Origin of the sequence: Pseudohalocynthiibacter sp. F2068, assembly GCF_023015645.1 — a bacterium.
In the GTDB taxonomy this organism is placed as follows: domain Bacteria; phylum Pseudomonadota; class Alphaproteobacteria; order Rhodobacterales; family Rhodobacteraceae; genus Pseudohalocynthiibacter; species Pseudohalocynthiibacter aestuariivivens.
The window spans coordinates 348,421-373,886 of record NZ_JALKAK010000001.1 but is presented as its reverse complement, the minus strand read 5'-3'; the positions used below and the strand labels follow the sequence as shown (position 1 = coordinate 373,886).

The 25,466-nt window shown below is 51.7% G+C and carries 24 protein-coding genes; 18 read left to right on the top strand and 6 right to left on the bottom strand.

Annotation, left to right across the window (positions count from 1 at the left end):
* Positions 1–106: 106 nt before the first annotated feature.
* The 3 genes from MWU63_RS01840 to miaA form a co-directional block, all read right to left on the bottom strand.
* A complete protein-coding gene (locus MWU63_RS01840; RefSeq protein ID WP_213887863.1) occupies positions 107–1,771 on the bottom strand; it encodes an ABC transporter substrate-binding protein in 1,665 nt (554 codons plus the stop codon).
* 255 nt (positions 1,772–2,026) lie between these two features.
* On the bottom strand, positions 2,027–2,833 hold the full coding sequence (locus MWU63_RS01835; RefSeq protein ID WP_246531610.1) for an AraC family transcriptional regulator: 807 nt from the start codon (positions 2,831–2,833) through the stop codon (positions 2,027–2,029).
* A 128-nt stretch (positions 2,834–2,961) separates the two neighbouring features.
* Positions 2,962–3,840, bottom strand: coding sequence for a tRNA (adenosine(37)-N6)-dimethylallyltransferase MiaA (miaA, locus tag MWU63_RS01830; RefSeq protein ID WP_213887864.1), 879 nt, complete (start codon positions 3,838–3,840; stop codon positions 2,962–2,964).
* Positions 3,841–3,990: 150 nt separating this feature from the next.
* On the opposite strand from miaA, the gene pyrH reads away from it, so the two are divergent.
* The 12 genes from pyrH to lpxB all read left to right on the top strand — a co-directional run bounded on the left by pyrH (position 3,991) and on the right by lpxB (position 16,028).
* The gene (gene pyrH, locus MWU63_RS01825) at positions 3,991–4,728 is read left to right on the top strand and encodes a UMP kinase (RefSeq protein WP_213887865.1); all 738 of its coding nucleotides are present in this window, start codon (positions 3,991–3,993) and stop codon (positions 4,726–4,728) included.
* Between the two features lie 54 nt (positions 4,729–4,782).
* Positions 4,783–5,349 (top strand): ribosome recycling factor, encoded by a 567-nt coding sequence (gene frr, locus MWU63_RS01820; RefSeq protein WP_213887866.1) that lies wholly within the window; start codon positions 4,783–4,785, stop codon positions 5,347–5,349.
* Positions 5,350–5,380: 31 nt separating this feature from the next.
* Positions 5,381–6,106: an isoprenyl transferase gene (locus MWU63_RS01815; RefSeq protein ID WP_213887867.1), complete on the top strand. Its 726-nt coding sequence runs from the start codon at positions 5,381–5,383 to the stop codon at positions 6,104–6,106.
* Positions 6,103–6,888 (top strand): phosphatidate cytidylyltransferase, encoded by a 786-nt coding sequence (locus tag MWU63_RS01810; RefSeq protein WP_247076787.1) that lies wholly within the window; start codon positions 6,103–6,105, stop codon positions 6,886–6,888. Before MWU63_RS01815 ends, MWU63_RS01810 begins: the two co-directional genes overlap by 4 nt.
* A gap of 3 nt (positions 6,889–6,891) precedes the next feature.
* Entirely contained in the window at positions 6,892–8,064 is a 1,173-nt protein-coding gene (gene dxr, locus MWU63_RS01805; RefSeq protein ID WP_213887869.1) for a 1-deoxy-D-xylulose-5-phosphate reductoisomerase, read from the top strand.
* Positions 8,065–8,075: 11 nt separating this feature from the next.
* Positions 8,076–9,413 (top strand): RIP metalloprotease RseP, encoded by a 1,338-nt coding sequence (gene rseP, locus MWU63_RS01800; protein ID WP_213887870.1) that lies wholly within the window; start codon positions 8,076–8,078, stop codon positions 9,411–9,413.
* A 456-nt stretch (positions 9,414–9,869) separates the two neighbouring features.
* The gene (gene bamA, locus MWU63_RS01795; protein WP_246531628.1) at positions 9,870–12,104 is read left to right on the top strand and encodes an outer membrane protein assembly factor BamA; all 2,235 of its coding nucleotides are present in this window, start codon (positions 9,870–9,872) and stop codon (positions 12,102–12,104) included.
* Between the two features lies 1 nt (position 12,105).
* Positions 12,106–12,669 carry an OmpH family outer membrane protein gene (locus MWU63_RS01790; RefSeq protein WP_213887872.1) on the top strand — a complete coding sequence of 188 codons (564 nt, stop codon included), beginning with the start codon at positions 12,106–12,108 and terminating at the stop codon, positions 12,667–12,669.
* Between the two features lie 79 nt (positions 12,670–12,748).
* Positions 12,749–13,207 (top strand): 3-hydroxyacyl-ACP dehydratase FabZ, encoded by a 459-nt coding sequence (gene fabZ, locus MWU63_RS01785; protein WP_213887873.1) that lies wholly within the window; start codon positions 12,749–12,751, stop codon positions 13,205–13,207.
* Between the two features lie 2 nt (positions 13,208–13,209).
* Positions 13,210–14,007 (top strand): acyl-ACP--UDP-N-acetylglucosamine O-acyltransferase, encoded by a 798-nt coding sequence (gene lpxA, locus MWU63_RS01780; RefSeq protein WP_213887874.1) that lies wholly within the window; start codon positions 13,210–13,212, stop codon positions 14,005–14,007.
* 9 nt (positions 14,008–14,016) lie between these two features.
* Positions 14,017–14,856, top strand: a complete 840-nt coding sequence (gene lpxI / locus MWU63_RS01775; RefSeq protein ID WP_213887875.1) for a UDP-2,3-diacylglucosamine diphosphatase LpxI — start codon at positions 14,017–14,019, stop codon at positions 14,854–14,856.
* A complete protein-coding gene (gene lpxB / locus MWU63_RS01770; RefSeq protein WP_247076785.1) occupies positions 14,856–16,028 on the top strand; it encodes a lipid-A-disaccharide synthase in 1,173 nt (390 codons plus the stop codon). Before lpxI ends, lpxB begins: the two co-directional genes overlap by 1 nt.
* On the opposite strand, the gene mnmA is transcribed toward lpxB, so the two are convergent.
* On the bottom strand, positions 16,025–17,173 hold the full coding sequence (mnmA, locus tag MWU63_RS01765) for a tRNA 2-thiouridine(34) synthase MnmA (RefSeq protein WP_247076783.1): 1,149 nt from the start codon (positions 17,171–17,173) through the stop codon (positions 16,025–16,027). The two genes, lpxB and mnmA, sit on opposite strands and share 4 nt — an antisense overlap.
* A 120-nt stretch (positions 17,174–17,293) precedes the next feature.
* Between mnmA and MWU63_RS01760 the strand changes: the two genes are divergently transcribed.
* The 5 genes from MWU63_RS01760 to MWU63_RS20350 all read left to right on the top strand — a co-directional run bounded on the left by MWU63_RS01760 (position 17,294) and on the right by MWU63_RS20350 (position 22,930).
* Entirely contained in the window at positions 17,294–17,572 is a 279-nt protein-coding gene (locus MWU63_RS01760) for a DUF1153 domain-containing protein (protein ID WP_213887878.1), read from the top strand.
* Positions 17,573–17,665: 93 nt separating this feature from the next.
* Positions 17,666–18,379 (top strand): response regulator transcription factor CtrA, encoded by a 714-nt coding sequence (locus tag MWU63_RS01755; protein ID WP_213887879.1) that lies wholly within the window; start codon positions 17,666–17,668, stop codon positions 18,377–18,379.
* Positions 18,380–18,495: 116 nt separating this feature from the next.
* Positions 18,496–20,613: an NAD-dependent DNA ligase LigA gene (gene ligA / locus MWU63_RS01750; protein ID WP_213887880.1), complete on the top strand. Its 2,118-nt coding sequence runs from the start codon at positions 18,496–18,498 to the stop codon at positions 20,611–20,613.
* On the top strand, positions 20,610–22,700 hold the full coding sequence (gene recG / locus MWU63_RS01745) for an ATP-dependent DNA helicase RecG (RefSeq protein ID WP_247076781.1): 2,091 nt from the start codon (positions 20,610–20,612) through the stop codon (positions 22,698–22,700). Before ligA ends, recG begins: the two co-directional genes overlap by 4 nt.
* A 107-nt stretch (positions 22,701–22,807) precedes the next feature.
* Entirely contained in the window at positions 22,808–22,930 is a 123-nt protein-coding gene (locus MWU63_RS20350) for a hypothetical protein (protein ID WP_281414279.1), read from the top strand.
* A 170-nt stretch (positions 22,931–23,100) separates the two neighbouring features.
* On the opposite strand, the gene MWU63_RS01740 is transcribed toward MWU63_RS20350, so the two are convergent.
* Together MWU63_RS01740 and MWU63_RS01735 are read right to left on the bottom strand one after the other, a co-directional pair.
* A complete protein-coding gene (locus MWU63_RS01740; protein ID WP_247076779.1) occupies positions 23,101–24,507 on the bottom strand; it encodes a methyl-accepting chemotaxis protein in 1,407 nt (468 codons plus the stop codon).
* Between the two features lie 52 nt (positions 24,508–24,559).
* The gene (locus tag MWU63_RS01735; RefSeq protein ID WP_213887883.1) at positions 24,560–25,012 is read right to left on the bottom strand and encodes an iron-sulfur cluster assembly scaffold protein; all 453 of its coding nucleotides are present in this window, start codon (positions 25,010–25,012) and stop codon (positions 24,560–24,562) included.
* Positions 25,013–25,060: 48 nt separating this feature from the next.
* Between MWU63_RS01735 and hisI the strand changes: the two genes are divergently transcribed.
* Positions 25,061–25,447, top strand: coding sequence for a phosphoribosyl-AMP cyclohydrolase (gene hisI / locus MWU63_RS01730; RefSeq protein WP_213887884.1), 387 nt, complete (start codon positions 25,061–25,063; stop codon positions 25,445–25,447).
* The last annotated feature ends 19 nt before the right edge of the window (positions 25,448–25,466 follow it).

Genomic DNA, 25,466 nt, shown 5'->3' with positions numbered 1-25,466 from the left:
TTCGCAAATTCATTTGGCTTATGTTGAGTTTCCCAAACTTATTCGCCCCGGATGCTGTTTCCGGTGGAAAAAGGGGGCCTGAGCCGGCCCCCCCCTAGTCGTAATATCAGGCTGCAAGTCCCAGTTTGTAGACGTGGATTTCAAACAAGGGGTGCATTTCTGCGCCAATGACGTTCTCGGCGTGGTGGCGATATAGCGACCGCCAGTAAGGTTGAATGGTAACGCCTTGTTCCCACATGATCTCTTCAATCCGAACCATCAGTTCGCGGCGCTTGTCAGCGTCCGCAACTGCAAGCGCATTGGTGACCAGTTCGTCGAATTCGGCATTCGCAAAGCCCCACTCATTCCAAGCCATTCCCGAGCGATACGCGAGCGCGAGAATCTGAATGCCCAGCGGACGCTGGTTCCAGTTTGTAGAGCTGAACGGATATTTTACCCAGTCGTTCCAGAACGTTGAACCTGGCAGAATTGTCCGCCTGACCTTGATACCAGCATCGCGCAACTGCGCTGCAACGGCGTCGGTGGTGTTTTTGCGCCAGTCATCGTCGATTGACAGCAATTCATGCTCATAGTCGGCCATTCCGGCCTCTTCCATCAGCGCAAGCGCACCGGCGGGATCATGAACTGGCTTGCCGATATCCGCGTATTCCGGATGAATCGGGCAAACATGGTGGTTTTCAGCAGTAACACCGCGGCCTGCATACCCAAGTTCGAGGCAGACAGAGTTGTCAACAGCCATCGCCAGTGCACGACGTACGCGCGCATCAGCGTATGGTTTAACGCCATCGACTTCCGCAAGCTGATTTGGGCGAATAACAATCGTCGCAGCAGTAACTGCATTGGATTGTGTCCAGCCAACTCCGTCCATAATATCGACATAGTCACCGACAGTTTCATAGAACATGTCGACTTCTTCAGATTCAGCGGCTGCAATCCATGCCGATGGGTCTGTGCCGTAGTCGATACTTTCAATCCGGTCTAGGTATGGACCACCGTAAACGTCCGTGCCCCACCATGTGTGGTTGGTATTTCGCTCCATCACCCATTTCACGCCAACTTCTAGTTCAGTAAGCAGATATGGACCTGTACCAACCGCATTTTGGGTTTCTTCAGGTGTGTAGCTACTGTGAACGATGGCGCCTGGATAATCGGACATACCGGCAATGATAGTCACATCCGGTGCAGGCAGGTTCAGTTTGACGGTATGGGTATCCACGACCTCAATAGCGCCTTCAAGGGCTAGGCCAGTTGCTTCGTCAATCAGTGTTGCCATACGGCCCGCCATAGAGTTGCCTTCGGCATCTCTTTCGCACCAGCGTGTGATATTGCGTGCAACGTCTTCGGCGGTGAAATCATCGCCATTGTTCCACTTGACGCCTTGACGAACGTTCAGAGTATACTCGGTAGCGTCGTCGTTGACTGCCCAGCTTTCCAACAGCATTCCACGGATCGTACCATCGCGGTTGTATTCCACTAGGTATTCCAAATGACCACGTGTCGCGTTGGCTATCTGCGACCAGTCCGCGGTGCGAGTGTCTTTCAGCGCACGCACCTCCTGTTGCATTCGTAAAGTACCACCCATTGCTGGGGTTGCATTTGCTTCGGTCGGCGCAGCAACGCCGATCAAACCGTAAGCTGCGGCCGAGGCCACGCCAAGCGAACATGCCTGAGCAAGGAATTCGCGGCGACTTAGTTTACCGGCCTTACATTCTTCTGCGTACATCCGGACGGCCGGGTGCATGGGTTTACCGTTAATGGTAGAGTGCGTCATCTTTTTCTCCCTGTGACACATGGATTTTTTATAACGCGCCAGTCCGCCGTTGTGAGACGGCGGCTTTCTGATTTTAGGTCGGCAAGAGCAGACATCACGTGGCGCAAATAATTCACGGACCCATTCGGCACTACAATCGGCCACAGGTCAACGGCTACTATCGTCACTTTAAGGGAAAAAAACGACAGACACGGGTCGTATTCATGCATCTTTCAGAGTGCAAATGTATACAATCGCTGGAAATTTGTTTTTATTCTAGGCGCCTCGCCGAAAATCGGATGGTGTTTTACCAGTATGATTCTGAAAGGCCCGGGAAAAATAGGCCGCAGATGTAAAACCAAGCTGGGCTGCGACTTGCTGAACCGGTAATTTGGTTTCACGGAGCAGGCGCCGCGCCTCGTATAGAATTCTGTCTGCAAGCAAAGCGGAAGCGGAACGCCCACAGCTTTTGTTGCAAATTCTGGACAGATGGGTTGGCGTAATGCCGAGCGCCTGCGCATATTCAGAAACGGTTCGTCCAGACCTGAATTGTTCTTCGATCATGGTCGAATATCGTGCAACCAGTTGATCTGCTTTTTCTGATTTACGTTCGTTTTGTGGGTACTGCAGCTTTGCGCGATCAAGCCAAACTGAGAACAGGCCAGCGTAATTCTCGGCCGCGCGTTCTTTTTTAGGGCGGTCTCCGTCAAGTTCACGCTGAAGGTTTTCAAGGATTAATGTCAGATCACCCTGTGGTGCAGCATCGCGTATGCGAAGGTGCAGAGGTTCTTGTGGAAAAGCCAAATTTAAACTTCTTGGAAAAAATGCTGCCGTTCCGAATACTTGAGAAGTTATCTCAAACCCATGCATTGTGCCGGCAGGAATAAACACGGCGTTATGTGCCCCAAATCCTCGCGTTCGGCCCGAAACAGTTATGCGGCCCTGTCCGCGAGTGAACCACAAAAGTAAATCGGACGTGTAACTGCGCATCGCCTCGACACGCCAGCGTCCTCCCTGCGTCATGCGCGGGATTGGGGTCACCCTGATTTCGGATGACTGTGTTGGAATAGGATTCATAATCATGAGACTGCCCGGGTCGCGTTGCATATTTTTTCTAATTAGCGTCGATAATGACCCAAATTAAGGCAAACTAAAGAAAAAACACAGAATTCACCGAATTGAGCGAATCATTGCGTTTAAGTGTCGCTAAATTACGGCAACGGATAAGGGTGCCAGTTGGTCATACGGGCGCGAAACCACGTGCGCTGACGTTTTGCATATTGGCGTGATGCGGTTTTCGCATTTTCGATTGCCACGTCCAGATCAAGCTTGCGACTAAGATGGGCTATTAATTCCGGTGCGCCGATTGCCTTTGATGAAAGGCGCGCGGGGTCCCAGTCTGCCAGCATCGATCGGGCCTCTTCCAAAGCGCCCGCTTCAATCATCGCGTCAAATCTCTGTGCAATGCGGTCATTCAGCCATTCACGCTCGGCGTCAATAATGATCGGGAACGTTTTTCTAAGAGGTAGAATCGGCGGAGGCGTCTCATCCTGCCAGTCCGCCAGGCCTTTCCCCGTTTCGCGCAAAACTTCCCACGCGCGCTGAACTCGTGCCGGATTTCTTGTGTCGATACGCTGGCGTGTTTTTTCATCGAGCGTGTTTAACAACGAAGGCAGACCAAGAGTTTCCAGCAGTGCGTCAGCTTCCTTGCGGACAGATTGTGAAATGTTTGGAATTTCAGCCAGCCCTTCGGTCATCGCGCGAAAATAAAGGCCGGTCCCACCAACGATGATCGGGCGCTGATCGGATGCTATTAACAAAGCGGCTACGTCACGCAACCAATGCCCAACGGAATAATCGTGCTTATAAGATACGTGACCGTAAAGATGATGCTGTGCTTGTGCCTCTTCTTTCGCAGAAGGGCGCGCAGTTAGAATCCGCCAGCCATCATAAACCTGAAGCGCGTCAGCATTGACAATCATGCCGCTGCTTTTTTCCGCGATCTTCAAGGCCAGCGCAGATTTGCCTGCTGCTGTTGGACCGGCGATGAGAACCGGAAGCTCGGGTGAGATATCAGGCAGTTTGTTCATCGTAGCGTATTGCACATCGACGTTTCAGCGGAACGAAAAGAGTTTACAATGTGCATTGAGCAAATTCCTTGTCTCTTCCCCGTTGAACCTAACGCGGTTTTGCTACAGTTTGCGCGCCAGATAAAGTAAACAGCCGGTAGGGGATACACGATGGCCGACGAGGATACAAACCAACCGGAAGTTGCGTTTAAGCGGGTTATGCTCAAAATATCCGGCGAGGCGCTGATGGGGGACCTTGGATATGGGCTTCATCCGCCGACGGTTGAACGAATCGCGCGTGAAGTGCAGTCGGTTCACAACCTTGGCGTTGAGATCTGCATGGTTATCGGAGGCGGCAATATTTTCCGTGGTTTGCAAGGGTCCGCACAGGGGATGGAACGCACCACAGCAGACTACATGGGTATGCTTGCAACGGTGATGAACGCGCTTGCGATGCAATCTGCACTGGAAGGGCTTGGTGTCTTTACGCGGGTTGTCAGCGCCATCCCAATGGATCAGGTTTGTGAGCCTTACATCCGTCGCCGTGCTGTACGTCACCTAGAAAAGAAACGTGTCTGCATTTTTGCGGCAGGTACCGGTAACCCCTATTTTACCACGGATACCGCAGCGACATTGCGGGCCAGCGAAATGCGTTGCGAGGCAATTTTCAAAGGTACGAAAGTTGATGGGGTCTACGACAAGGACCCGGTTAAGTTTAGCGATGCCAAACGCTATGATCGTGTGACCTATGACGAGGTTCTGCAAAAACATCTGGGCGTAATGGATGCTTCGGCGATCGCGCTCGCAAGGGATAACAATCTGCCGATAATCGTGTTTTCGCTCGACGAGCCTGGTGGTTTCAAAGGAATTCTTGCCGGGCAAGGGACCTATACAACGGTTCACGATTGACGATATATAAGTAATATTCTGACCAAAATTCCTTGGAATAAAGAAGAGTAAAACATGTCGGATGAAGATCTTGAGATTGACCTGGATGACCTTGAACGCCGTATGAACGGTGCGTTGGCATCTTTGAAAACAGAGTTTGCGTCGCTTCGGACAGGGCGGGCATCGGCCTCAATGCTGGAGCCGATTATGGTAGAAGCTTACGGGCAGAGAACACCCATCAATCAGGTTGGAACGGTTAACGTGCCTGAATCGCGTATGGTGACGATCAACGTTTGGGACAAGTCCATGGTGGGTGCGGTGGAAAAAGCCATTCGCGAAAGCGGTCTGGGCATTAATCCACAGCTCAACGGGACGATCATCATGCTGCCGATCCCAGAACTTAACGAAGAACGGCGCCGCGAATTGACCAAAGTTGCGGCGCAATACGCTGAACAGGCGCGCATTTCTGTTCGCAATGTTCGCCGTGACGGCATGGATCAGCTTAAAAAAGCTAAAGCGGCAGGCATGAGCGAAGATGACAACAAAATCTGGTCTGATGAGGTGCAGTCACTGACCGACGCGGCCATCGTCAATGTGGACAACGCTCTCGAACTGAAACAAGAGGAAATCATGCAGGTCTGAACTTGCGATTTTCACTAAAAGGGGGCGCTCGGTGGCCACAAATGAAAGCGAAGAAAATCGTCCGCGCCATGTTGCGATAATCATGGACGGAAACGGACGATGGGCGTCCAAACGGGGCCGCCCCAGGCTTTTTGGTCATCAGGCCGGGGCAAGACGTGTTCGTGAAATCGTGGAATCCTGTCCCGATCTCGGCGTGAAATATCTTACGATTTTTGCCTTCTCGACGGAAAACTGGAAAAGAACGCAGTCCGAGGTCTCGGGACTTATGTCGCTGTTCCGGCGCTACATAACAAAAGAAGCGCAGGCGCTGTTGAAACGTGGTGTTCGCGTGCGCTTTATTGGTGACAGGGTGCGGCTTGACGCAAAACTGACGGCGATGATGGACGAACTGGAACTTCTGACATCTGACAACGACAGGGTGCATCTGACGATTGCGTTGAACTATGGTGGTCGTGACGAGGTCGCGCGCGCCACAAAACGTCTTGCTTATGATGTGGCGTCAGGCCGGTTGAAGCCCGAAGAAGTAAATGAAGAAACGCTTCCAAAGTATTTGGATACTTATGTTTTACCTGATCCTGATCTTGTAATACGAACCAGCGGCGAAGCCCGTATATCGAACTTCCTTCTCTGGCAATCTGCATATTCCGAGTACGAGTTTATTGATACGCTCTGGCCCGATTTCACACCGGACGTTTTTGCGAAAGTCCTGATAAGCTATGGGGGCCGCCAACGGCGGTTCGGGGCCGTTCCCGGATGAGTGGGAAGTGGAGCGATCTTGCACCGCGGGTTGCCTCTGGTGTGGTGATGGCAGTGGTCGGCTTTTCGGCTGTTTGGGCAGGCGGCTGGTGGTTCATCGCGCTTATAGCTGTCGCTTGTGGGCTGATGCTTTGGGAATTGGCGCGTATGATTGCACCAAACGCAGGTGCGGCGCTATTCCAAACCGGAATGCTTGGTTTTGTATCGACAGTCCTTGCTGCGATGGCACCTGTTTTCTATGCATTACCTGTCTTGTTGGCGGCATGTCTCGTTGGGGTAAGTTTGCTAAAAAAGGATAATGTGCGCTTTGTAATCTACTGCGCCTCGATTTTGTTTGCTGGATACGGGTTTATTGCACTTAGAGAAGACCTTGGTGCTATTTGGATGTTGTGGCTTGTTCTTTTGGTCGTTGCAACGGACGTCGCGGGGTATTTCGCAGGCCGTATCATCGGTGGTCCGAAATTTTGGCCCAGATATAGCCCAAAGAAAACATGGTCAGGCGCAGTGGCAGGATGGGTTGCCGCTGCTTTGGTAAGCGCGGTCTTTGTTTTCTACACAAATATGTGGTCCGGCATTATCATCATGAGCATCTTGCTGTCTTTTAGCTCGCAAATTGGTGATATCGCGCAAAGCGCTTTGAAACGAAGAACCGGTGTCAAAGACAGCTCGGCAATTATTCCAGGTCATGGTGGTGTGTTTGACCGGTTTGATGGAATGATCGGCGCATCGCTGTGTCTGATTGTTCTGCGTCTTTTTATCGAACTTACACCTGCGATACAGTGATTCATGAGAAAAGTATCCATTCTTGGCGCGACAGGCTCAATCGGGCAAAACACGATAGACCTGATACGGCGTGCACCGGAACGCTATAACGTGGTCGCCTTAACGGGTGGCCGCAATATCGCTCAACTTGCGCAAGACGCGCGTGCCCTTAACGCCGATATTGCAGTCACAGCCTATACCGAACTGCTGGGTGATCTTCGTGATGCACTTTACGGCAGTGGCGTGGATGTTGCCGCGGGAGAAGCCGCAATTGTAGAGGCCGCAGACCGACCGGCTGATTGGGTAATGTCTGCTATTGTTGGAGCGGCGGGTTTGCCGCCCGGGCTACAAGCCCTGAAACAGGGGGCAACACTGGCGCTTGCAAACAAGGAAAGCCTGGTCACAGCCGGGCCGTTGTTAATGAGCGAAGCAAAGAAACATGGCGCAACGGTTCTGCCGGTGGACAGCGAGCATTCTGCTGTGTTTCAGGCGCTTGTCGGGGAAGAAATTTCAAACGTTGAGCGTGTTATAATAACTGCTTCAGGCGGTGCTTTCAGAGATTGGCCGGTAGAGCAGCTTGCGGGTGCCACGCTGGAACAGGCATCGACCCACCCAAATTGGGCGATGGGTCAGCGGATCACCATTGACAGTGCGACGATGTTTAATAAAGCTATGGAAGTAATAGAAACTAAAGAATATTTTGGGTTTGATCCTGAAAAAATTGAAGTAATTATACATCCGGAATCACTTATTCACGCCTTGGTCGGATTTTGTGACGGCGCAATCATGGCTCATGTCGGGCCCGCAGACATGCGCCACGCTATTGGTTACGCGCTCCATTGGCCTGAGCGGGCCCATCTGCCGGTTGAGCGGCTTGATCTTGCACAAATTGGTATGTTGCGGTTCAAAGAACCTGAACCAGTGCGTTATCCCGCGCTGAGACTCGCCAGTGAAGTCATGAAAATTGGCGGATTGTCTGGCGCAATTTTTACTGCCGCGAAGGAAGAAGCACTTGACGGTTTCATCGCAGGCGCACTCGGGTTTTTGCAAATGGCTACGATTGTGGAAGACGTTTTATCACAGCTTTGTTCCGACCAAAGCCTTATAAAAGCCGAGATTTCACTTGATAACGTGCGCCAAGTGGACCATCTCGCACGTAAGCGGGCCAGTGAAGCCATTCGCAGACTGCAGGCATAGAAGGTAGATACGTGGATATTATTGGGCTTTTGCCATCATTTGGTGGCTTTGTTTTTACGGTTATTGCATTTGTTGTCGCTCTGTCAGTCATCGTCGCGATTCACGAATATGGTCATTACATCGTTGGCCGTTGGTGCGGGATTCATGCAGAAGTTTTTTCGCTGGGGTTTGGACCTGTTCTTTGGTCCCGGCACGACAAAGACGGCACCCGCTGGCAGATCGCGGCTTTGCCTTTTGGCGGGTATGTCAAGTTTTTGGGTGATTCTGGTGCCGCGTCCGGCAAGGATGGTGACGCTATAGAGGCTATGTCTGACGAAGAGCGCAGACATACGATGCACGGCGCGCCGCTCTGGGCACGGTCCGCAACGGTTGCAGCAGGTCCGGTTTTTAATTTTATATTGTCTTTTCTTATATTTGCGTCTGTTTTTGCTTATCAGGGTGTAGCGATTGAACCGCTGACAATCGGGCAGCTTCGGGCGCATCCGGTGCAGACAGAAGCCCTGAAGGTTGGCGACCAGATTTTGTCGATCGCGGGAATTGAAACACCGCCTCTCGAAGAATTTGACACGTTGGTCGAAGCGTTGCCCAACGAGCCAGAGCTTGAATACGAAGTTCTGCGAGATGGAGAGAGGGTAACGGTGATTGCGCCATATCCATACCCGCCTGCTGTTGTGACCCTTCAGCCGCAATCCGCAGCAATGGATGCAGGTCTTGAAGTCGGGGATGTTATTCTATCGGTCGATAGCGCGCGCATTGCGACATTTGAGGAGCTAAAGGAAATTGTCGGGGCTTCGGACGGCAAGCCGCTCGTATTGAACATATGGCGGGAAGGGGATGTGTTTGATCTGACTTTAACCCCACGCAGGCGCGACTTACCCTTGGCTGATGGCGGTTTTGAAACGCGTTGGCTGATTGGAATAACCGGTGGATTGCTTTTTGAACCCCAGACCGAACGTGCCGGGGTTTTCACATCGCTATGGGGTGGCGTCACACAAACCTACTACATCGTTCGTTCCAGCCTTTCGGGGCTTTATCATATGGCGATTGGCGCCATAAGTTCGTGCAACATTTCAGGTCCGATCGGAATCGCACAGGCGTCCGGCGCAATGGCAAGCCAGGGACTACAAAGCTTCGTCTGGTTTGTTGCGGTGCTTTCGACGGCAATTGGAATGTTAAACCTGTTTCCAATTCCGGTTTTGGATGGGGGCCATCTTGTTTTCTATGCGTACGAAGCCGTTACAGGTAAACCGCCGAACGAAAAAGCGTTGCGTATCCTGATGGCGATCGGATTGAGTTTGCTGCTAACCCTCATGGTATTCGCAATTTCAAATGACGTTTTTTGTCAATGAATTGAACGCGAAGAGCCGCCTGTCAAAATGATGCCATATTTAGTTGCTAGGTAACTGAGAGAGCAGAAAGTTTGACGAGGATCAAGCGATGGAATCGATTCAAAGCGGATACCGCGGTCTGTCCCTGTTAGTAGACCTTAATTGGGATAGAATTTTATACATAGCAACCATTGTCGGGGCGCTTATGGCAGGCGCTTTTATCGGTTCTCTGTAAAACATAACCTTTTAAGCCAAGACTTGTTATTTGCGCGCATTCGCCAAACTGGCGAAAAGCGCGCTTATGCCTTTTGACAAGGGGGGGTAGAAGGGTTAGTCAGAACCTACTTGGGATGTCTATTCGGGTTGGGTTTTATGACGACTTTTTTGGTTGATCGCGGCACTGCAGTTTTAAGAGTGTTTCTTCTAACACGAGCCGCTTTGCTTGTTTTGTTTTGTGTCTTTTCAGTGGCCTCAGTGATGGCGCCGTTGTCAGCTCAGGCACAACAGCGTTTTTCGACGATTGAAGTCATTGGAAACCAGCGCATTGAAGCTGCTACAATCCGCACATATGCCGGAATCGAACGGGGCGAAAGCGTTTCAGAAGGCGAATTGAATGCCGCTTATCAGCGGATTCTGGGGTCAGGCTTGTTTGAAACGGTGGATTTAACGCCGCAAGGCAGTAGTCTGGTTATTACCGTCAGAGAATACCCAACGATCAACCAAATCAGTATCGAGGGTAACCGCCGCTTGAAAGACGAAAATCTTCTGCCGATCATCCAGTCGCAGCCTCGTCGTGTTTACAGCCCCACTATCGCAGAACTGGACGCAGACTCGATCACCGCCGCTTATGGGCAGCTAGGGCGCTACGCAACAACAGTAGATCCTAGAATCATTCGCCGCGACGACAATCGTGTTGATCTGATTTTTGAGGTTTCTGAAAGCCGGGTTATCGAAATTGACAGGCTCAGCTTCGTGGGGAACCGCGCCTATTCTGACCGGCGTTTGCGCCGGGTTCTGGAAACGAAACAAGCAGGCTTGCTGCGTGGGCTGGTAAAAAGCGATACTTTTATCGCTGACCGGATCGAGTTTGATAAGCAGGTCTTGCGCGATTTTTACCTGTCTCGTGGATATATCGATTTTGAAACATTATCTGTGAACTCAGAACTGGCCCGTGGTCGTGACGCTTTCTTCGTGACCTTCACGGTTCGCGAGGGTCAGCCTTTTGAATTCGGCGAAATCACCGTGACGTCGGATCTGGAAGAGGTCGATCCTGATGAGTATTTTGAGGCAATTCGCATTCGCCCTGGTGTTACCTATTCGCCGACGCTTGTTGAAAACACAATTGCACGTCTTGAGAGACTGGCACTGCGAAACAGCCTGAACTTCGTTCGCGTTGAACCCCGGATAACGCGCAATGATCGTGAACTGACGCTTGACGTCGAGTTTAATCTTTCGCGCGGTCCGCGCATTTTTGTGGAACGGATCGATATTGAGGGCAATTCAACGACCTTGGACAGGGTTATTCGAAATCAGTTCAGGATTGTTGAGGGTGATCCGTTCAACCCGCGGGAAATCCGTGAATCGGCCTCTCGAATCCGCGCGCTTGGTTTTTTCAAGAACTCAGAAGTTGAAGCACGTGAAGGGACCTCTGAAGATCAGGTCATCGTTGATGTAAATGTGGAAGAAGCCCCAACGGGAACACTTTCATTCGGAGCCAGCTTTTCGAGTGATATTGGTGTCGCGGTAGCGGTTGGTTTCTCGGAACGAAACTTTCTGGGGCGCGGGCAGAGACTTAGTTTCAACGTGAATACGGCGTCTGACAGCGCCCAAGCCAACATTGGTTTTGTTGAGCCAGCACTTTTAGGGCGCGACCTTAGATTTGGTCTCAATCTTGGTTACTCAACAACTGACAATGAAAATGCTCGATACAATACCAAAACGATTTCCTTTAGTCCGTCGCTCAATTTTCCGGTCAGCGAAAACGGTCGTGTAACCCTTCGATATGGTATTTCAAGCGAAGAGCTGTTCGGGTTGGATCCTGCTGCATCCTCTGCCATCCTGCTAGCAGAAGCGGGTACAGAAGTTACAAGTTTTGTAGGCTATTCCTACAGCTACGACACAAGGCGCACAGGGCTAAACCCCAATGCGGGTATTATTTTCCAGTTTGGACAAAACTTTGCCGGATTGGGCGGCGATGCAAAATATATCCAGACTACAGCGCTGCTGGGGGCTGAGGCAGATGTTCTGCGAGAAGAAGTCACATTGCGCGCGACGCTTGAAGGCGGTGCGCTGAACATGATCTCAGGAAACAGTCGAATTACGGACAGGTTTTTTCTGTCCAGTCGCAGGATGCGCGGATTTGATGCGAATGGCGTTGGCCCACGCGATCTGACCGCCACGAACCAAGACGCACTCGGAGGTAATTTTTTCGCGGTTGCACGCTTTGAGGCGGAGTTCCCGCTTGGTATTCCCGAAGAATACGGCATCACCGGTGGCGTTTTCTTTGATGTCGGCAGCCTCTGGGGGTTGGATAACACCGCCGGAACGTTGGGTCCTGTAGATGACAGTGCCAATTTGCGCGCAGTTGTAGGCTTCTCAGTCTTTTGGGACACAGTACTTGGGCCGCTTCGCTTCAACTTTTCAAATGCGCTTAAAAGCGAAACATATGACGAAGAGCGAAGCTTTGACCTGACGGTTTCAACGTCTTTCTAATATGGTGTTAGTCCGCGCAATTTTTTCATGTGCCATAGCTTTATTCCTTTGTTCAGGATTGGCGAACGCACAAGAGAGCGGTGGAAGTTCAAGCGCTCTCCTGACCATCGACGCGGAACGATTGTATTTGGAATCGCGGTATGGCGGTCGCGTTCAGTCAGAGTTTGAACGCGACGGAGCAGAACTTGCAGCAGAGAACCAAACAATTGACCGGGATCTGACTGCTGAAGAAAAAGATCTGACCGAACGTCGTGCGACAATGCCTGCGGACGAATTTCGTCTGCTTGCAGATGAATTTGACGTGAAGGTGCAGGGCATTCGCAGGGCACAAGATGATAAATTGAGATCCTTGACGCGCCGTCGCGACGAAGAGCGTCAGACCTTCTACAGTACTGTTATCCCCGTACTCGCCCAAATCACCAGTGAAAAGGGTGCGGTCGCGATTCTGGATCGGCGCGCGGTATTTCTGGCTGCGGAAAGTATAGACATTACAAACGATGCAATCGAACGCGTCGATGCAGAAATCGGAGATGGAACATCTTTGCAGAGTAATCCTGAGGAATAGCTCTGTCTTGTCTGAAACTGCCCGACTTGTTAGTCAGGATATGGGCGATAATCTACCCGCAAAGAAAGGGGCCTCATAAATGACCGAGCAGTTAAAAGAAGCTGATCTTGATATTATTCAGCGAATTATTCCGCATCGTTATCCATTTTTGCTGATCGACAAAGTACGTGATATCGAAGTCAGTCAGTCGGCAGTCGGTGTCAAAAACATCACATTTAATGAGCCGCATTTTCAGGGGCATTTCCCGGGTGCACCAATTATGCCCGGTGTGATGATTATCGAGGCGATGGCGCAGACCTCGGCGGTTTTGGTGGGAATCACGCTTGATCTGATCGACAAGGATTTGTTGGTCTATTTCATGTCAGTCGACGCCTGTAAATTTCGGCGTAAGGTCGTTCCGGGGGACGTTCTGGAACTTCACGTGACGGTTAAGCGTGCTGGAACTAAAATCTGGAAATTCAATGGCGTTGCAAAAGTCGGTGATGAAGTCGCCGCAACCGCAGAATTTGCCGCAATGATTCACTTGCTGGAGGAATAAACATGGCAATACATCCCAGCGCTGAGGTTCACTCCAGCGCAATTGTCGACGACGGCGCAGTCGTTGGCGAGGGCTGTGTTGTCGGGCCATTTTCCGTGATCGGTGCGAATGTCACCCTGAAGGCGCGTGTGCACGTTAAAAGCCACGCCGTGCTTACCGGCTTAACAGAAATTGGTGATGAAACAGAAATTTTCCCTTTTGCCTGTGTTGGAGAGGTTCCTCAGGATCTAAAGTTTGACGGTGAAGAAACACGTCTCGTCGTGGGCAAGCGCAACCGTATCCGTGAAGGGGCCACGCTCAATACCGGAACCAAAGGCGGGGGGGGTATTACGCGTGTTGGCGACGATTGCCTATTCATGACAGGCGCACATGTCGGACATGACGCGATCGTGGGAAACCGGGTCGTCATGGCCAATCAGGCAGCACTAGCCGGCCATTGCATCATCGAGGATGATGTCATTATCGGAGGATTATCCGGAATTCATCAGTTTGTCAGGATCGGCAAGGGTGCCATCATCGGCGCTGTGACCATGGTAACAAATGACGTCATCCCATATGGTCTTGTTCAGGGTCCTCGTGGTGCACTAGATGGGCTGAACCTTGTTGGTTTGAAACGTAAAGGGGTAAGCAGGGCAGATATCACCGCATTGCGGGCTGCTTACCAGATGCTCGCGCAGGGAGATGGCGCATTTCAGGACCGTGCGCAGCGCCTTGGGAATGAAAGCGATAGTGAATACGTTCAGGACATCGTAAAGTTTGTTCTGGGCAACAGTGGTCGTTCTTTTCTGACACCAGGCTAGGGGGCAGAAATGCTGGCTATTATTGCGGGCACTGGTCGCTTGCCCGGCGCTTTATCTGAAAAACTGACGCTCGCCGGGAAGGATTATATCCTTTGCGAAATCGAAGGGTTTGAAATTGAGAACCCCTGCGGCGCGCCTGTCATTCGGTTCCGTGTCGAGCAACTTGCGCGCTTCTTTGCTACCCTGAAGGACAAAAAAGTTCAGGAGGTCGTTTTTGCTGGCGCAATACACCGACCCAGAATCGATCCAACAGCGTTTGATCCGGAAACACTAAAGCTGGCGCCAAAGTTCTTGGCTGCAATGCAGGGTGGAGATGACACGATTTTGAGAGTCGTCCTGAGCCTCTTTGAAGATGCTGGTTTTACGATCAGAGCTGCGCATGAAGTCTCGCCGGATCTTTTGCCTGCGACCGGCGTGCTCACAAATGTTGTTCCTGATGAAAAAGACACAGCAGATGCAGCCCGCGCCGCAGAAGTAACGGCGGCACTTGGGGCAGCCGATGTTGGGCAGGGCTGTGTCGTGCAGCAAGGTCTGGTTCTGGCTTGCGAGACGCTCCCCGGAACGGACTGGATGCTGGCACAGTTGGCCAACGCCCCGTTTTTAGCACGCCCCGACCGTTCAAAAGGGGCAGGTGTGTTTTTTAAGGCGCCGAAGCCTGATCAGGACAGGCGTGTTGATCTGCCGATAGTTGGACCGGTAACAATTGACGCGGTTTCAGCTGCGGGCTTGGGAGGGTTGGTCCTCGAGGCGGGCGGCGTCATGATAATGGAAGCCGATGTCGCCATTGAAAAAGCCAATGCAGCGGGTTTGTTCATTTGGGTGCGCGACAATACAACGGAAACGGCCTGATGCGGTTCTTTCTGGTCGCAGGAGAGCCGTCGGGCGACAGGCTTGGTGCGGCGCTTATGGCCGGATTGAAGATGCTTGTTCCCGAGGTGCAGTTTCATGGAGTTGGTGGCCCGCTTATGCAGGCAGAAGGTCTGGACAGCCTGTTTCCCATGGCAGAGCTAAGCGTGATGGGAATTGCCGAAGTCGCCCCGAGATATTTCCAACTTAAACGCCGGATCAGGCAAACTGCGGATGCGGTACTGGCAGACCCGCCCGACGCGCTGATCACAATCGATAGTCCGGATTTTTGTCTTAGGGTGGCAAAACTGGTGAAGGCCGGAGGGGACATTCGCACAGTTCACTACGTTGCGCCGACTGTCTGGGCGTGGCGGCCGGGGCGGGCGGTAAAAATGGCAAGAACAATTGATCACGTGCTTGCGCTTTTCCCTTTTGAAAAACCGCTTATGGAAGTTGACGGTATGCGGTGCGATTTTGTCGGGCATCCGGTTGTCGCCGAACCGCAAGCCGATGCGTCCGACGTAGAAGCGTTTCGTGAAAAATATGGGATTGGCGCGGATGAAACCGTGCTGCTTGCTTTGCCGGGTTCGCGGCAGGGAGAGGTTTCTCGTTTAATGGAGCCGTTCGGTCAGGCGATACAGAACGTTCTCAAAGCGCGCCCCGACATTCGCATTGTGGTCCCTGCTGCCGGGTCTGTCGTGGCTTTGGTCAAGCAACAGATCAGTAGCTGGCCAGGCGAACCAATTTTGCTGGACCCTCGTGATCAGAGCAAAGAATTGGCTGCACATGAAAAGCGCGCGGCTTTCAGGGCCGCTGATATCGCGCTTGCCGCGTCCGGAACAGTGTCTCTGGAACTTGCAGCGTCACAAACGCCGATGGTAATAGCCTATGACATGAACTGGATCACCCGGCAGATTGTGAACAGAATGCTGATGATCGATACGGTCACGCTGGTTAATATTGTCTCGGAAACCCGCCACATTCCGGAGTTCATTGGCGCAGAATGCATACCGGCGGATATTGCCAAAGGTATCTTATCTGTTCTTGAAAATCCCCAAAGTCAAAAGGCGGCAATGGCGCTCACGATGAAACGCTTGGGGCAGGGCTCGGAACCACCGGGACTGCGCGCTGCAAAAGCCGTTCTTGATGGCCTTCGCAGCCGACCCACTGCCTAACAACCGCGCCAGATCCAGCCGCCGCCAAAAATGCGGCTGCTGTCTGTGTCGTAAAATACGCAGGCTTGTCCGGGCGAAACACCTTCTTCGGGCACCAGAAGTTCAACTTCGGCTTCGGTTGCAGAGATTGGCCGAATAATGGCGTCGCGTGGTGGGCGGGTTGATCGAACTTTTACAGCAACATGCCATTCAGGCTTGCTTTCGAATGGGGTGTCGCCAAGCCAGTTGATTTCACGGACCGGAATGATGCGGGTTGAAAGCGCTTCTTTTGGTCCAACCACAACTTGGTGGCTATCGGCGTCAAGTTTGATGACATAAAGCGGGTCTTCAAGCCCTCCGATGCCAAGGCCACGACGTTGCCCGATCGTATAATGGATGACCCCGTTGTGCCCGCCCAGAACATTTCCGTCCATATCGACAATATCGCCGGGGCTTGCCGCCTCTGGTCTCAGCTTTTCAATAACTGCAGCGTAGTTGCCATCAGGCACAAAGCAAATATCCTGACTGTCTGGTTTGTCAGCAACGCTCAGCCCGTATTTAGATGCGAGCGCACGGGTTTCCGCCTTGGACGAAAGATGCCCAAGCGGGAAGCGTAGATAAGACAATTGTTCAGCCGTCGTGGAGAACAGAAAATAGCTTTGGTCACGGCCAGCGTCCACCGCAGAATGAAGCTCTGGCCCGGTGTCCCCGACCATGCGCTGAATGTAGTGGCCGGTGGCCATGCAATCAGCTTCAAGGTCTTTGGCGGTTTCCAGCAGATCTTTGAATTTCACGCGTTCATTACAACGAATGCAAGGCACCGGTGTTGCGCCACCAAGGTAGCTTTCTGCGAACTCATCAATCACCGCATCGCGAAATACATTTTCATAGTCGAGCACATAATGCGGAAACCCCATCTCTTCTGCCACACGCCTTGCGTCGTGAATATCGCGGCCCGCACAGCACGCGCCTTTTTTGGCAAGCGCTGCGCCGTGGTCGTAAAGCTGAAGCGTAATCCCGACAACATCATAGCCTTCTTCCGCGAGCTGTGCTGCCACAACAGAACTGTCGACACCGCCAGACATTGCAACAACAACACGTGTTTCGCTGGGCGTTTTTGCAAACCCCAGTGAATTCAATGCTTGGCTCTTGTTGTCGAGTGGCATGACGCGCTCCTGATTATGCAGCGGAATATATGAAAATGCGAACGACTAACAAGGGGCTGCTTCATTTCTCTTTAAGCCTGATTGCTCAATCTGCAGCCCTTACTGACTGAGGGGTTCAATATGTTTCTTAAAAAAGTCGACGGGCCACGCGCTGTCACACTGCCCGACGGAACCATTTTCTCACGCGCAGACCTGCCGCCGGAAAACACGAGAAGGTGGGTCGCAAGCCGGAAAGCCGCCGTGGTGAAGGGGGTGATGTCCGGTTTGATGACCGTCACCGAAGCGAAAAAGCGGTATGGCCTCTCTTCGGAAGAATATGAGGCCTGGGAAAAAGCATCTCTCTCGCATGGCGAAGAGGCGCTCAAGGCGACAGCTGTGCAAAAGTATAGACAACCATAGGTAGAGTGTGTAAATAAAATACACCAATAACGGGTGATTAACCATTAGTGATCAATCATACGGCGAAATAGGAATTTGTAGCGGAGAGAATAAATGCGCGTTTTACTCGTAGAAGATGATCCAACAACGTCAAAAAGCATTGAACTGATGCTGACGCACGCCAATCTGAATGTCTATTGCACCGATTTGGGCGAAGAAGGGATCGATCTGGCAAAGCTCTATGACTACGATCTTATTTTGCTTGATCTAAACCTACCAGACATGAACGGGCACGAAGTCTTGCGCCAGATGCGTTTGGCGCGGGTTGAAACACCCATTCTCATTTTGTCCGGAACGGACGACACAGAAAGCAAAATCAAAGGGTTTGGCTTTGGTGCTGATGACTATCTGACCAAACCATTCCATCGTGAAGAACTCGTCGCGCGGATTCACGCGATCATCAGGCGGTCAAAAGGTCATTCACAATCCATCATAAAAACAGGGTATTTTTCGGTAAACCTTGATGAGAAAATGGTGGATGTTGATGGTAAAACCGTACATCTGACGGGCAAGGAATATCAGATGCTGGAACTGCTGTCTTTGCGTAAGGGAACGACGCTCACGAAAGAAATGTTCCTCAATCATCTTTATGGTGGCATGGACGAGCCTGAACTCAAGATCATTGATGTATTCATCTGTAAACTTCGCAAAAAGTTAAATGAAGCAACAGGCGGCTACAACCACATTCAAACGGTCTGGGGCAGGGGATATGTTTTGCGTGATCCGGATCCGGCTGAGCTTGAAACGCCTGTCGCGCTAAGCGCTTAATTTTTAGCGACACTGGATTTGGGTAGGCCGAAAAAGATCACCTAATCGCCACCTCCCTCTGGACCTCTCTTAAACGCACTCCTATCAAAGCAAGGAGACATCGCAGAGAGGGGCAGATGGCAAACACAGCCGTAGAAAATTTGAGCGAAGCTGAGGCTAAAACAGAACTCGCTCATCTGGCCGATCTTCTTGCTCAGGCAAACACGGACTATCACACCAAGGATGCGCCGCGCATCAGTGATGCGGAGTATGACGCGTTAAAGCTTCGAAATGCAAAAATCGAAGCCAGGTTCCCGCATCTGAAACGCGCCGACAGTCCGAGCGTACAAATTGGTGCTGAAGTTGCAGATGGGTTTGCCAAGGTTGAGCATGCGGTTGCTATGCTTTCTCTGGGCAATGCCTTTGATGAAAACGATATTTTTCAATTTGATGAACGTGTCAGAAAGTATCTAGGCCTAAGCAAGAGCGATACACTTTCCTACACCGCAGAGCCGAAAATTGATGGTCTTTCGCTATCGCTGCGCTATGAAAATGGTGCACTTGTTCAGGCAGCGACCCGGGGTGATGGCACAACGGGCGAAAACGTCACGGCGAATGCCCGAACAATAGCGGATATCCCGCAAAAGATTGCCGATGCGCCGGATATTTTGGAAGTTCGGGGTGAAGTTTACATGTCGCACAACGACTTTGCGGACCTGAACCAACGTCAACTTGCTGCCGGGGGTAAAACCTTTGCAAATCCGCGCAACGCTGCGGCAGGCTCTTTGCGCCAGCTTGATGCATCGATCACAAAGTCACGCCCGCTCCGGTTTTTTGCTTACGCCTGGGGTGAAATTTCCGCCCCTCTTTCCGATACGCAAATCGGGGCCGTTCAGCAGTTGAACGATTTTGGGTTGTCAACAAACCCGCTCACCACCGTTTGCGATAGCCCTGATGCGTTAATCGCGCAGTATCGCGTGATCGAAGAACAGCGCGCCACGCTTGGGTATGATATCGACGGGGTCGTTTACAAAGTGAATGATCTTGCACTGCAGGGGCGTCTTGGTTTTCGCTCTACCACACCCCGGTGGGCAATTGCGCATAAATTTCCTGCAGAACTGGCCTGGACGCGGCTCGAGGCAATTGACATTCAGGTCGGCAGAACCGGTGCCTTGTCGCCGGTAGCCCGGTTACAACCTGTGACAGTCGGCGGCGTTGTCGTCTCGAACGCGACCCTTCACAACGAAGACTACATTGCAGGCCGCGACGCCAAGGGAAACCCAATTCGCGAAGGTCGGGATTTCCGGATTGGAGATTGGGTGCAGGTCTACAGGGCTGGCGACGTTATTCCCAAACTGGCAGACGTGGATTTGAACAAGCGGCCCAAAGGTGCGGTTCCTTTCGCCTTTCCAAAGGTGTGCCCAGAGTGCGGCTCAGACGCTATTCGTGAAGAAGGTGATGCTGTCAGCCGTTGCACGGGTGGTGTGATTTGTCCCGCACAGGCAGTTGAGAAACTAAAGCATTTTGTCAGCCGGGCCGCATTTGACATCGAAGGGCTTGGTGCGAAGCAGGTGGAACAATTTTACGCTGACGGATGGATCAAAGAACCCGCTGACATCTTTAAGTTGGAAGAGCGGTTCAGTTCAGGATTGCAGCAACTGAAAAATCGCGAGGGGTGGGGCCAAAAATCTGCCTTAAAGCTGTTTGATGCGATTGATGAAAAGCGTAAAATATCTTTGAACCGCCTGATCTTTGCGCTAGGTATTCGCCACGTGGGTGAGCAGGTGTCAAAGCTTTTGGCAAATCACTATACCAGTTGGGTGAATTTCATCACCACACTTTCGCAGGCACAGATCGGGGATGGGGCGATCTGGGATGACCTTATTGCAATTGACGGTGTTGGCGCTGTTCTTGCGACCTCATTAACTACGACCCTGCAACAGGATGCGGAACGCGCATCGATTGACCGTCTGGTGGCAGAACTTGAGGTCGAAGATGTCGTTGCGAGGGAAGCATCTGACAGTCCGGTTGCTGGTAAAACCGTTGTTTTTACCGGAACTCTTGAAAAAATGTCACGTGCCGAGGCAAAGGCCCGCGCTGAAATGCTCGGCGCAAAGGTTTCCGGTTCTGTTTCGGCCAAGACAGACCTTGTCATTGCGGGCCCCGGTGCTGGATCAAAGGCAAAAAAAGCTGCGGACCTTGGTGTGGAGACAATTGATGAAGATGCCTGGCTCGCGCTGATCACGATCTCATGAGGGGCCGGCCTGAAATACTTTTCCCGCTGTTTGCAGGGCTTGAAACCCTGGCTGGCGTTGGCCCTAAAACCGCCGCTCACTTTGAACAGATGGACATAGAAAAGCCCCGCGATCTTTTGCTGACATTGCCTTACAGCGTTGTTGACAGACGAAGGCGCGCAACCATTCGCGGCGCAGTCACGCCTTCAGTGGTCACTGTTGAAGTCGAGGTCGGGTTGCACCACCCGCCTTCGTCCAAGGGCCGGCCCTATCGCATCACCGTTGAAGATGAGGAAGCCTCATTCCAATTGGTTTTTTTCCATGCACATGAAAATTATTTGCAAAAGCTATTGCCAACAGGCCAGCGCCGTTTGGTTTCAGGCAAGTTAGAACTTTTTGACTCGATCGCGCAGATGGTACACCCGGATCACGTTTTACCCCTGAACGACGCTGATGAAATCCCTGAGTTTGAACCGGTTTATCCGCTTACTGCTGGTATCAGTCAAAAATTGATATTTAAGGCGGTTGCGTCTGCTTTGGAGCGGGTGCCCGTGCTTGCTGAGTGGGTCGATCCTGCGTTGAAATCACGCGAGGGCTGGCCGGATTGGGGCGGCGCAATCCATGCCGCACATAATCCACGATCTACCGCAGAATTGTCCTCTGAATCGCCAGCGCGCCAAAGGTTGGCGTATGACGAGCTGTTTGCGCATCAGCTTACGCTTGCTTTGGCGCGCGCGGCGACCCGGAAATTAAAAGGCAAATGCTCTGTTGCGACAGGGGCGCTGCAATCGAAGGTGCTGAACGTTTTGCCTTACAGACCCACGGACGCACAGGACCGTTCGATCCGGGAAATTTCGGAAAACATGGCGTCACCCTTTCGAATGAATCGCCTTCTTCAGGGTGATGTTGGGTCTGGCAAAACGCTGGTCGCTTTTATGGCGTTGCTGGTTGCGGTTGAAGCGGGCGGGCAGGGCGTTTTAATGGCCCCGACAGAAATTCTTGCACGCCAGCATCTGCAAGGGCTGCAGCCTTTGGCTGAAAACGCTGGTGTCGTGCTGGAAATTCTAACCGGTCGGGACAAAGGGGCTGAACGACGCGCCAAACTCGAAGCCTTGGCGAAGGGCGCGATACATATTCTTGTCGGAACCCACGCAGTGTTTCAGAAAGATGTGGAATTTAAGGATCTTCGCCTTGCGGTTATTGATGAGCAACACCGGTTTGGCGTACGGCAGCGCTATGAGTTGGGCGGAAAAGGCAAGGCCGTTGATGTTCTGGTTATGACGGCAACGCCAATTCCGCGCAGCCTGGCGTTGGCACAATACGGCGATATGGATGTTTCGGTTCTCGACGAAAAACCCCCGGGGCGAACGCCGGTCAAAACCGCGATGGTCTCCACATCACGCCTGGATGAGGTCGTGGAACATCTGAGAGGCGCAATTGAGGCGGGACGCCAGGCCTATTGGGTTTGTCCTTTGGTCGCCGAGAGCGAGGTTGTTGATCTTACGGCGGCCACTGATCGGTTTGAAAGGCTTCGCACGCAACTTGGTGAAGGAAAAGTCGGGTTGGTGCATGGGCAAATGCCGCCGGCTGAAAAAGATGAAGCGATGGCACGGTTTGCAGCCGGACAAACGCAGGTTCTTGTTGCGACAACTGTGATCGAGGTGGGAGTCGATGTTCCCAACGCATCTATCATGGTCATTGAGCGCGCAGAAATTTTCGGCCTCGCACAATTGCACCAGTTGCGTGGGCGTGTAGGCCGGGGGGCGGCTGAATCAACCTGCCTACTGATGTATCACGCGCCGCTGTCAGAAGGGGCAGAGCGACGTTTGACCACCCTTCGCGACACGGAGGATGGGTTCAAAATTGCTGAAGAAGACCTTGCAATTCGCGGTGCCGGAGATGTCATCGGGACTGCTCAGTCAGGTCTGCCGAAGTTTCGGATTGCAGATCTTGAGCGACAAACCGGGCTAATGGTGCTTGCGCAATCCGACGCACGAAAACTGCTTAATGACGACCCTGCGCTGAACAGTGAAAGAGGTACGGCTGCAAGGGTGCTTTTGTGGTTGATGGAACAAGATAAATCAATTCGTTTAATTTCAGTTGGTTAGCCTGTTCAATGCCACGTTGTTCACAAATGTTCTTTAAAAGTTCTTTACAAACAGGTTAAAATTTGAGAACAAAGTGGCAACACATATCAATATTGCAGGAGTAAATCATGTTAGACGACATAAAAACGGTGATTGATCGGTCTTCTGCAACACTGCTGCAAGATGCAGCAGGGGCCGCTTCGTTAGTTGTCATGCTTTTTGTCGGGCTTTACCTGCCTGGGTTTATTTAAGTTTCTGCCTGCGTTCTGCTGTCGGCTTCTCGCGCATCCTGTCCCCAAATCCGATGCGTTACTATGGACATTGCCTGTTCCACACCGGAGAAACCTCATCTCTCCACGAGAGGCCGACCTTTCAGATACGCCGACTGCCGCCGCCTTCATAAAGAAGCGCGGCGGTTTTTTTATGCGGTATACGCCATGCGAACCCCGCCCCAGTGTTTACCATTTACTGATATGGGTGCGGATAGATCCTTCATCAGTTTGAAGACGCCGCCACCCATGTCACGCCGATAAACCTGAAGAAGAAAATCTTCACGATTGTTCCCGGCTTTCAGACCTGCCCGATCATTGAGAATCTGTCGGTTTCGGCTGTTTGCCATGTTCCAGACCGGGTCATTTCCTTGCGGCTGCGAAAACTTCTTGTTGTGTGTCGGCGTATATCCGTTCCGATCAATTGCAGTGCAGTATATGATTTTCGGACTATAACTAAGAGCGTTTTCAAAGAGGTCGTATAATGCCAAGTCGCAAAACTGTGTAAAAAGAGTTTTGTATTGCACAGGATCAGTTCCAAGTATCGGCTCATAGGAATTGGAGAACAAATCACTCTCGATTAATTGGCGGTGTTTGATCGCCTCTTCGAAAACGGTACTGACGCGACGCGACATTTTTTTCACAAATTCAATGAAATGCGTGTCATCTGTTGCACCACCTAAAGAAACGCTTTTCTGTAAAATCATTTCCGATTGATCGATCAGCGCATTTGCGCGATTTCGTGCCAGATTTATGTTGGTTGCATTAAGTTTAATTGCAGTCGCGACGGTCGTGAATTCAGGCTCAAAAGAATGAATTGCGCGATACACTCTGTTCGCGCCGGTGGAAATCAATTTCGAATCTTCCTGCACCGACTTGACGCCAGCACTAATAGAAATCAGAGCTTTGTCTGTTCCCTCTGCGTCTTTAAGAACAGAATTTGCATCCGATGAGGCATTGGACGATTCCTCTCCGATTTGCGTAACGAGCTTGGACAGACCGTTAATATTTTGTGTAATTTTATCAGCGGCAGAAGCTGTTTCCTGAGACAGTTCGTTGATCGCTTCTGCGACAACAGCAAACCCCCGTCCGGCATCACCTGCGCGGACAGCTTCGATTTTTGCATTAATTGCCAGAATGTTCACTTGCCGCGCAATTGCTGTGATTTCATTGTTTTTGGACTGGACGGCCTTAAGTGTTCCTGAAAGTTCCCGCATTTGCCGGTCAACAGACTGGACCCATTTTGCCACCTGTTTTGCCCGATCACTCGCACGCCGCAGGTCATTTACCGATGTGTCGATAACGTCAAATGTTTTCTGGGTGGTTTGCGCAACCGTGCTGACGGCTTGTCGAACGTCCGCATTGGAATTTGCCATATGCTCGACTTGTTCGTGCAACCCGGCAAAGGAACGTAACTGGGTCTTTGCCTGATCATCGATTTTATCGAGCACAGCAGCAAGATCTACGAGTTCGAAGCCAAGTCCGGACGCGACTTTTGCAAGCGACTTCAATCGGACATTTTCCGGCTTGGTTTTGCTAAGATCAATGATTGGATTCATGCGCGCTCCTGTCCCTATTAATCAGGAGTAGCGTCGATGTCTTATGGAATACTTAAGCGCAACTGGCGTTTTCAGCCTGTGTCATAGCTTCGAGTGATGCTTCTATTGCCAAGAGGATAGAGGCGTGCCTGTTTCTGAAACTCTGAGCGGGGCGCAATACTTCCAACCCTTCAAAGGGCGCAGATGGAGTCGGGCCATCATTTTTAAGCATATCTCGCAACTGATCACGTGCGCGTTCAATTTCCTGCCGGTTGCGGCCAATGATGTTTGCACCAACAACAGATGCGGCTGCTTGTCCAAGCGCGCAGGCTTTGACGTCTTGCCCGTAATCGGTAATTTCGCCGTCGTTTACGCATAAGTCGACCGTTACGGTCGATCCGCAAAGTGGAGCGCGGCGTTTCACTGTTGCGTCAGGCGTAGCGAGCCGTTCTGTATGCGGGATATCCGACGCCAGCGCTAGAATGCGTGTCGAATAGAGGTTGATCAGGTCATTGTCGGCCGTCATGGCTTTCCCTTTTGTCTGCTCTCACATAAATAGTATTGCAACGCGTCGATGCAAAAGGTTTTTGGCATGTCTTTCGATCCTTTGACACTGAAATACAATGAAAAAGGGTTGATCCCTGCAATTGCACAGGAAGAAAGCACGGGTGACGTGCTTATGATGGCCTGGATGAATGCCGAGGCAGTTCAACGCACGATCGAGACCGGGCGCGTTACCTATTGGTCGCGTTCACGGAAGCAATTTTGGGTGAAAGGCGAAACGTCCGGACATGTACAAAATCTGGTCGAGCTTCGCATAGATTGTGACCGGGATTGTCTGCTGGTTGTTGTTCAACAGGCGGGGCCAGCGTGTCACACGAACCGGAAGAGCTGTTTCTACACTGCGTTGAAACGGGGTGAAGAAGTCGAGATTCTGTCGCCATTGGTGACGAAGAATTAACTTTTTTGCCTCCGGCGGG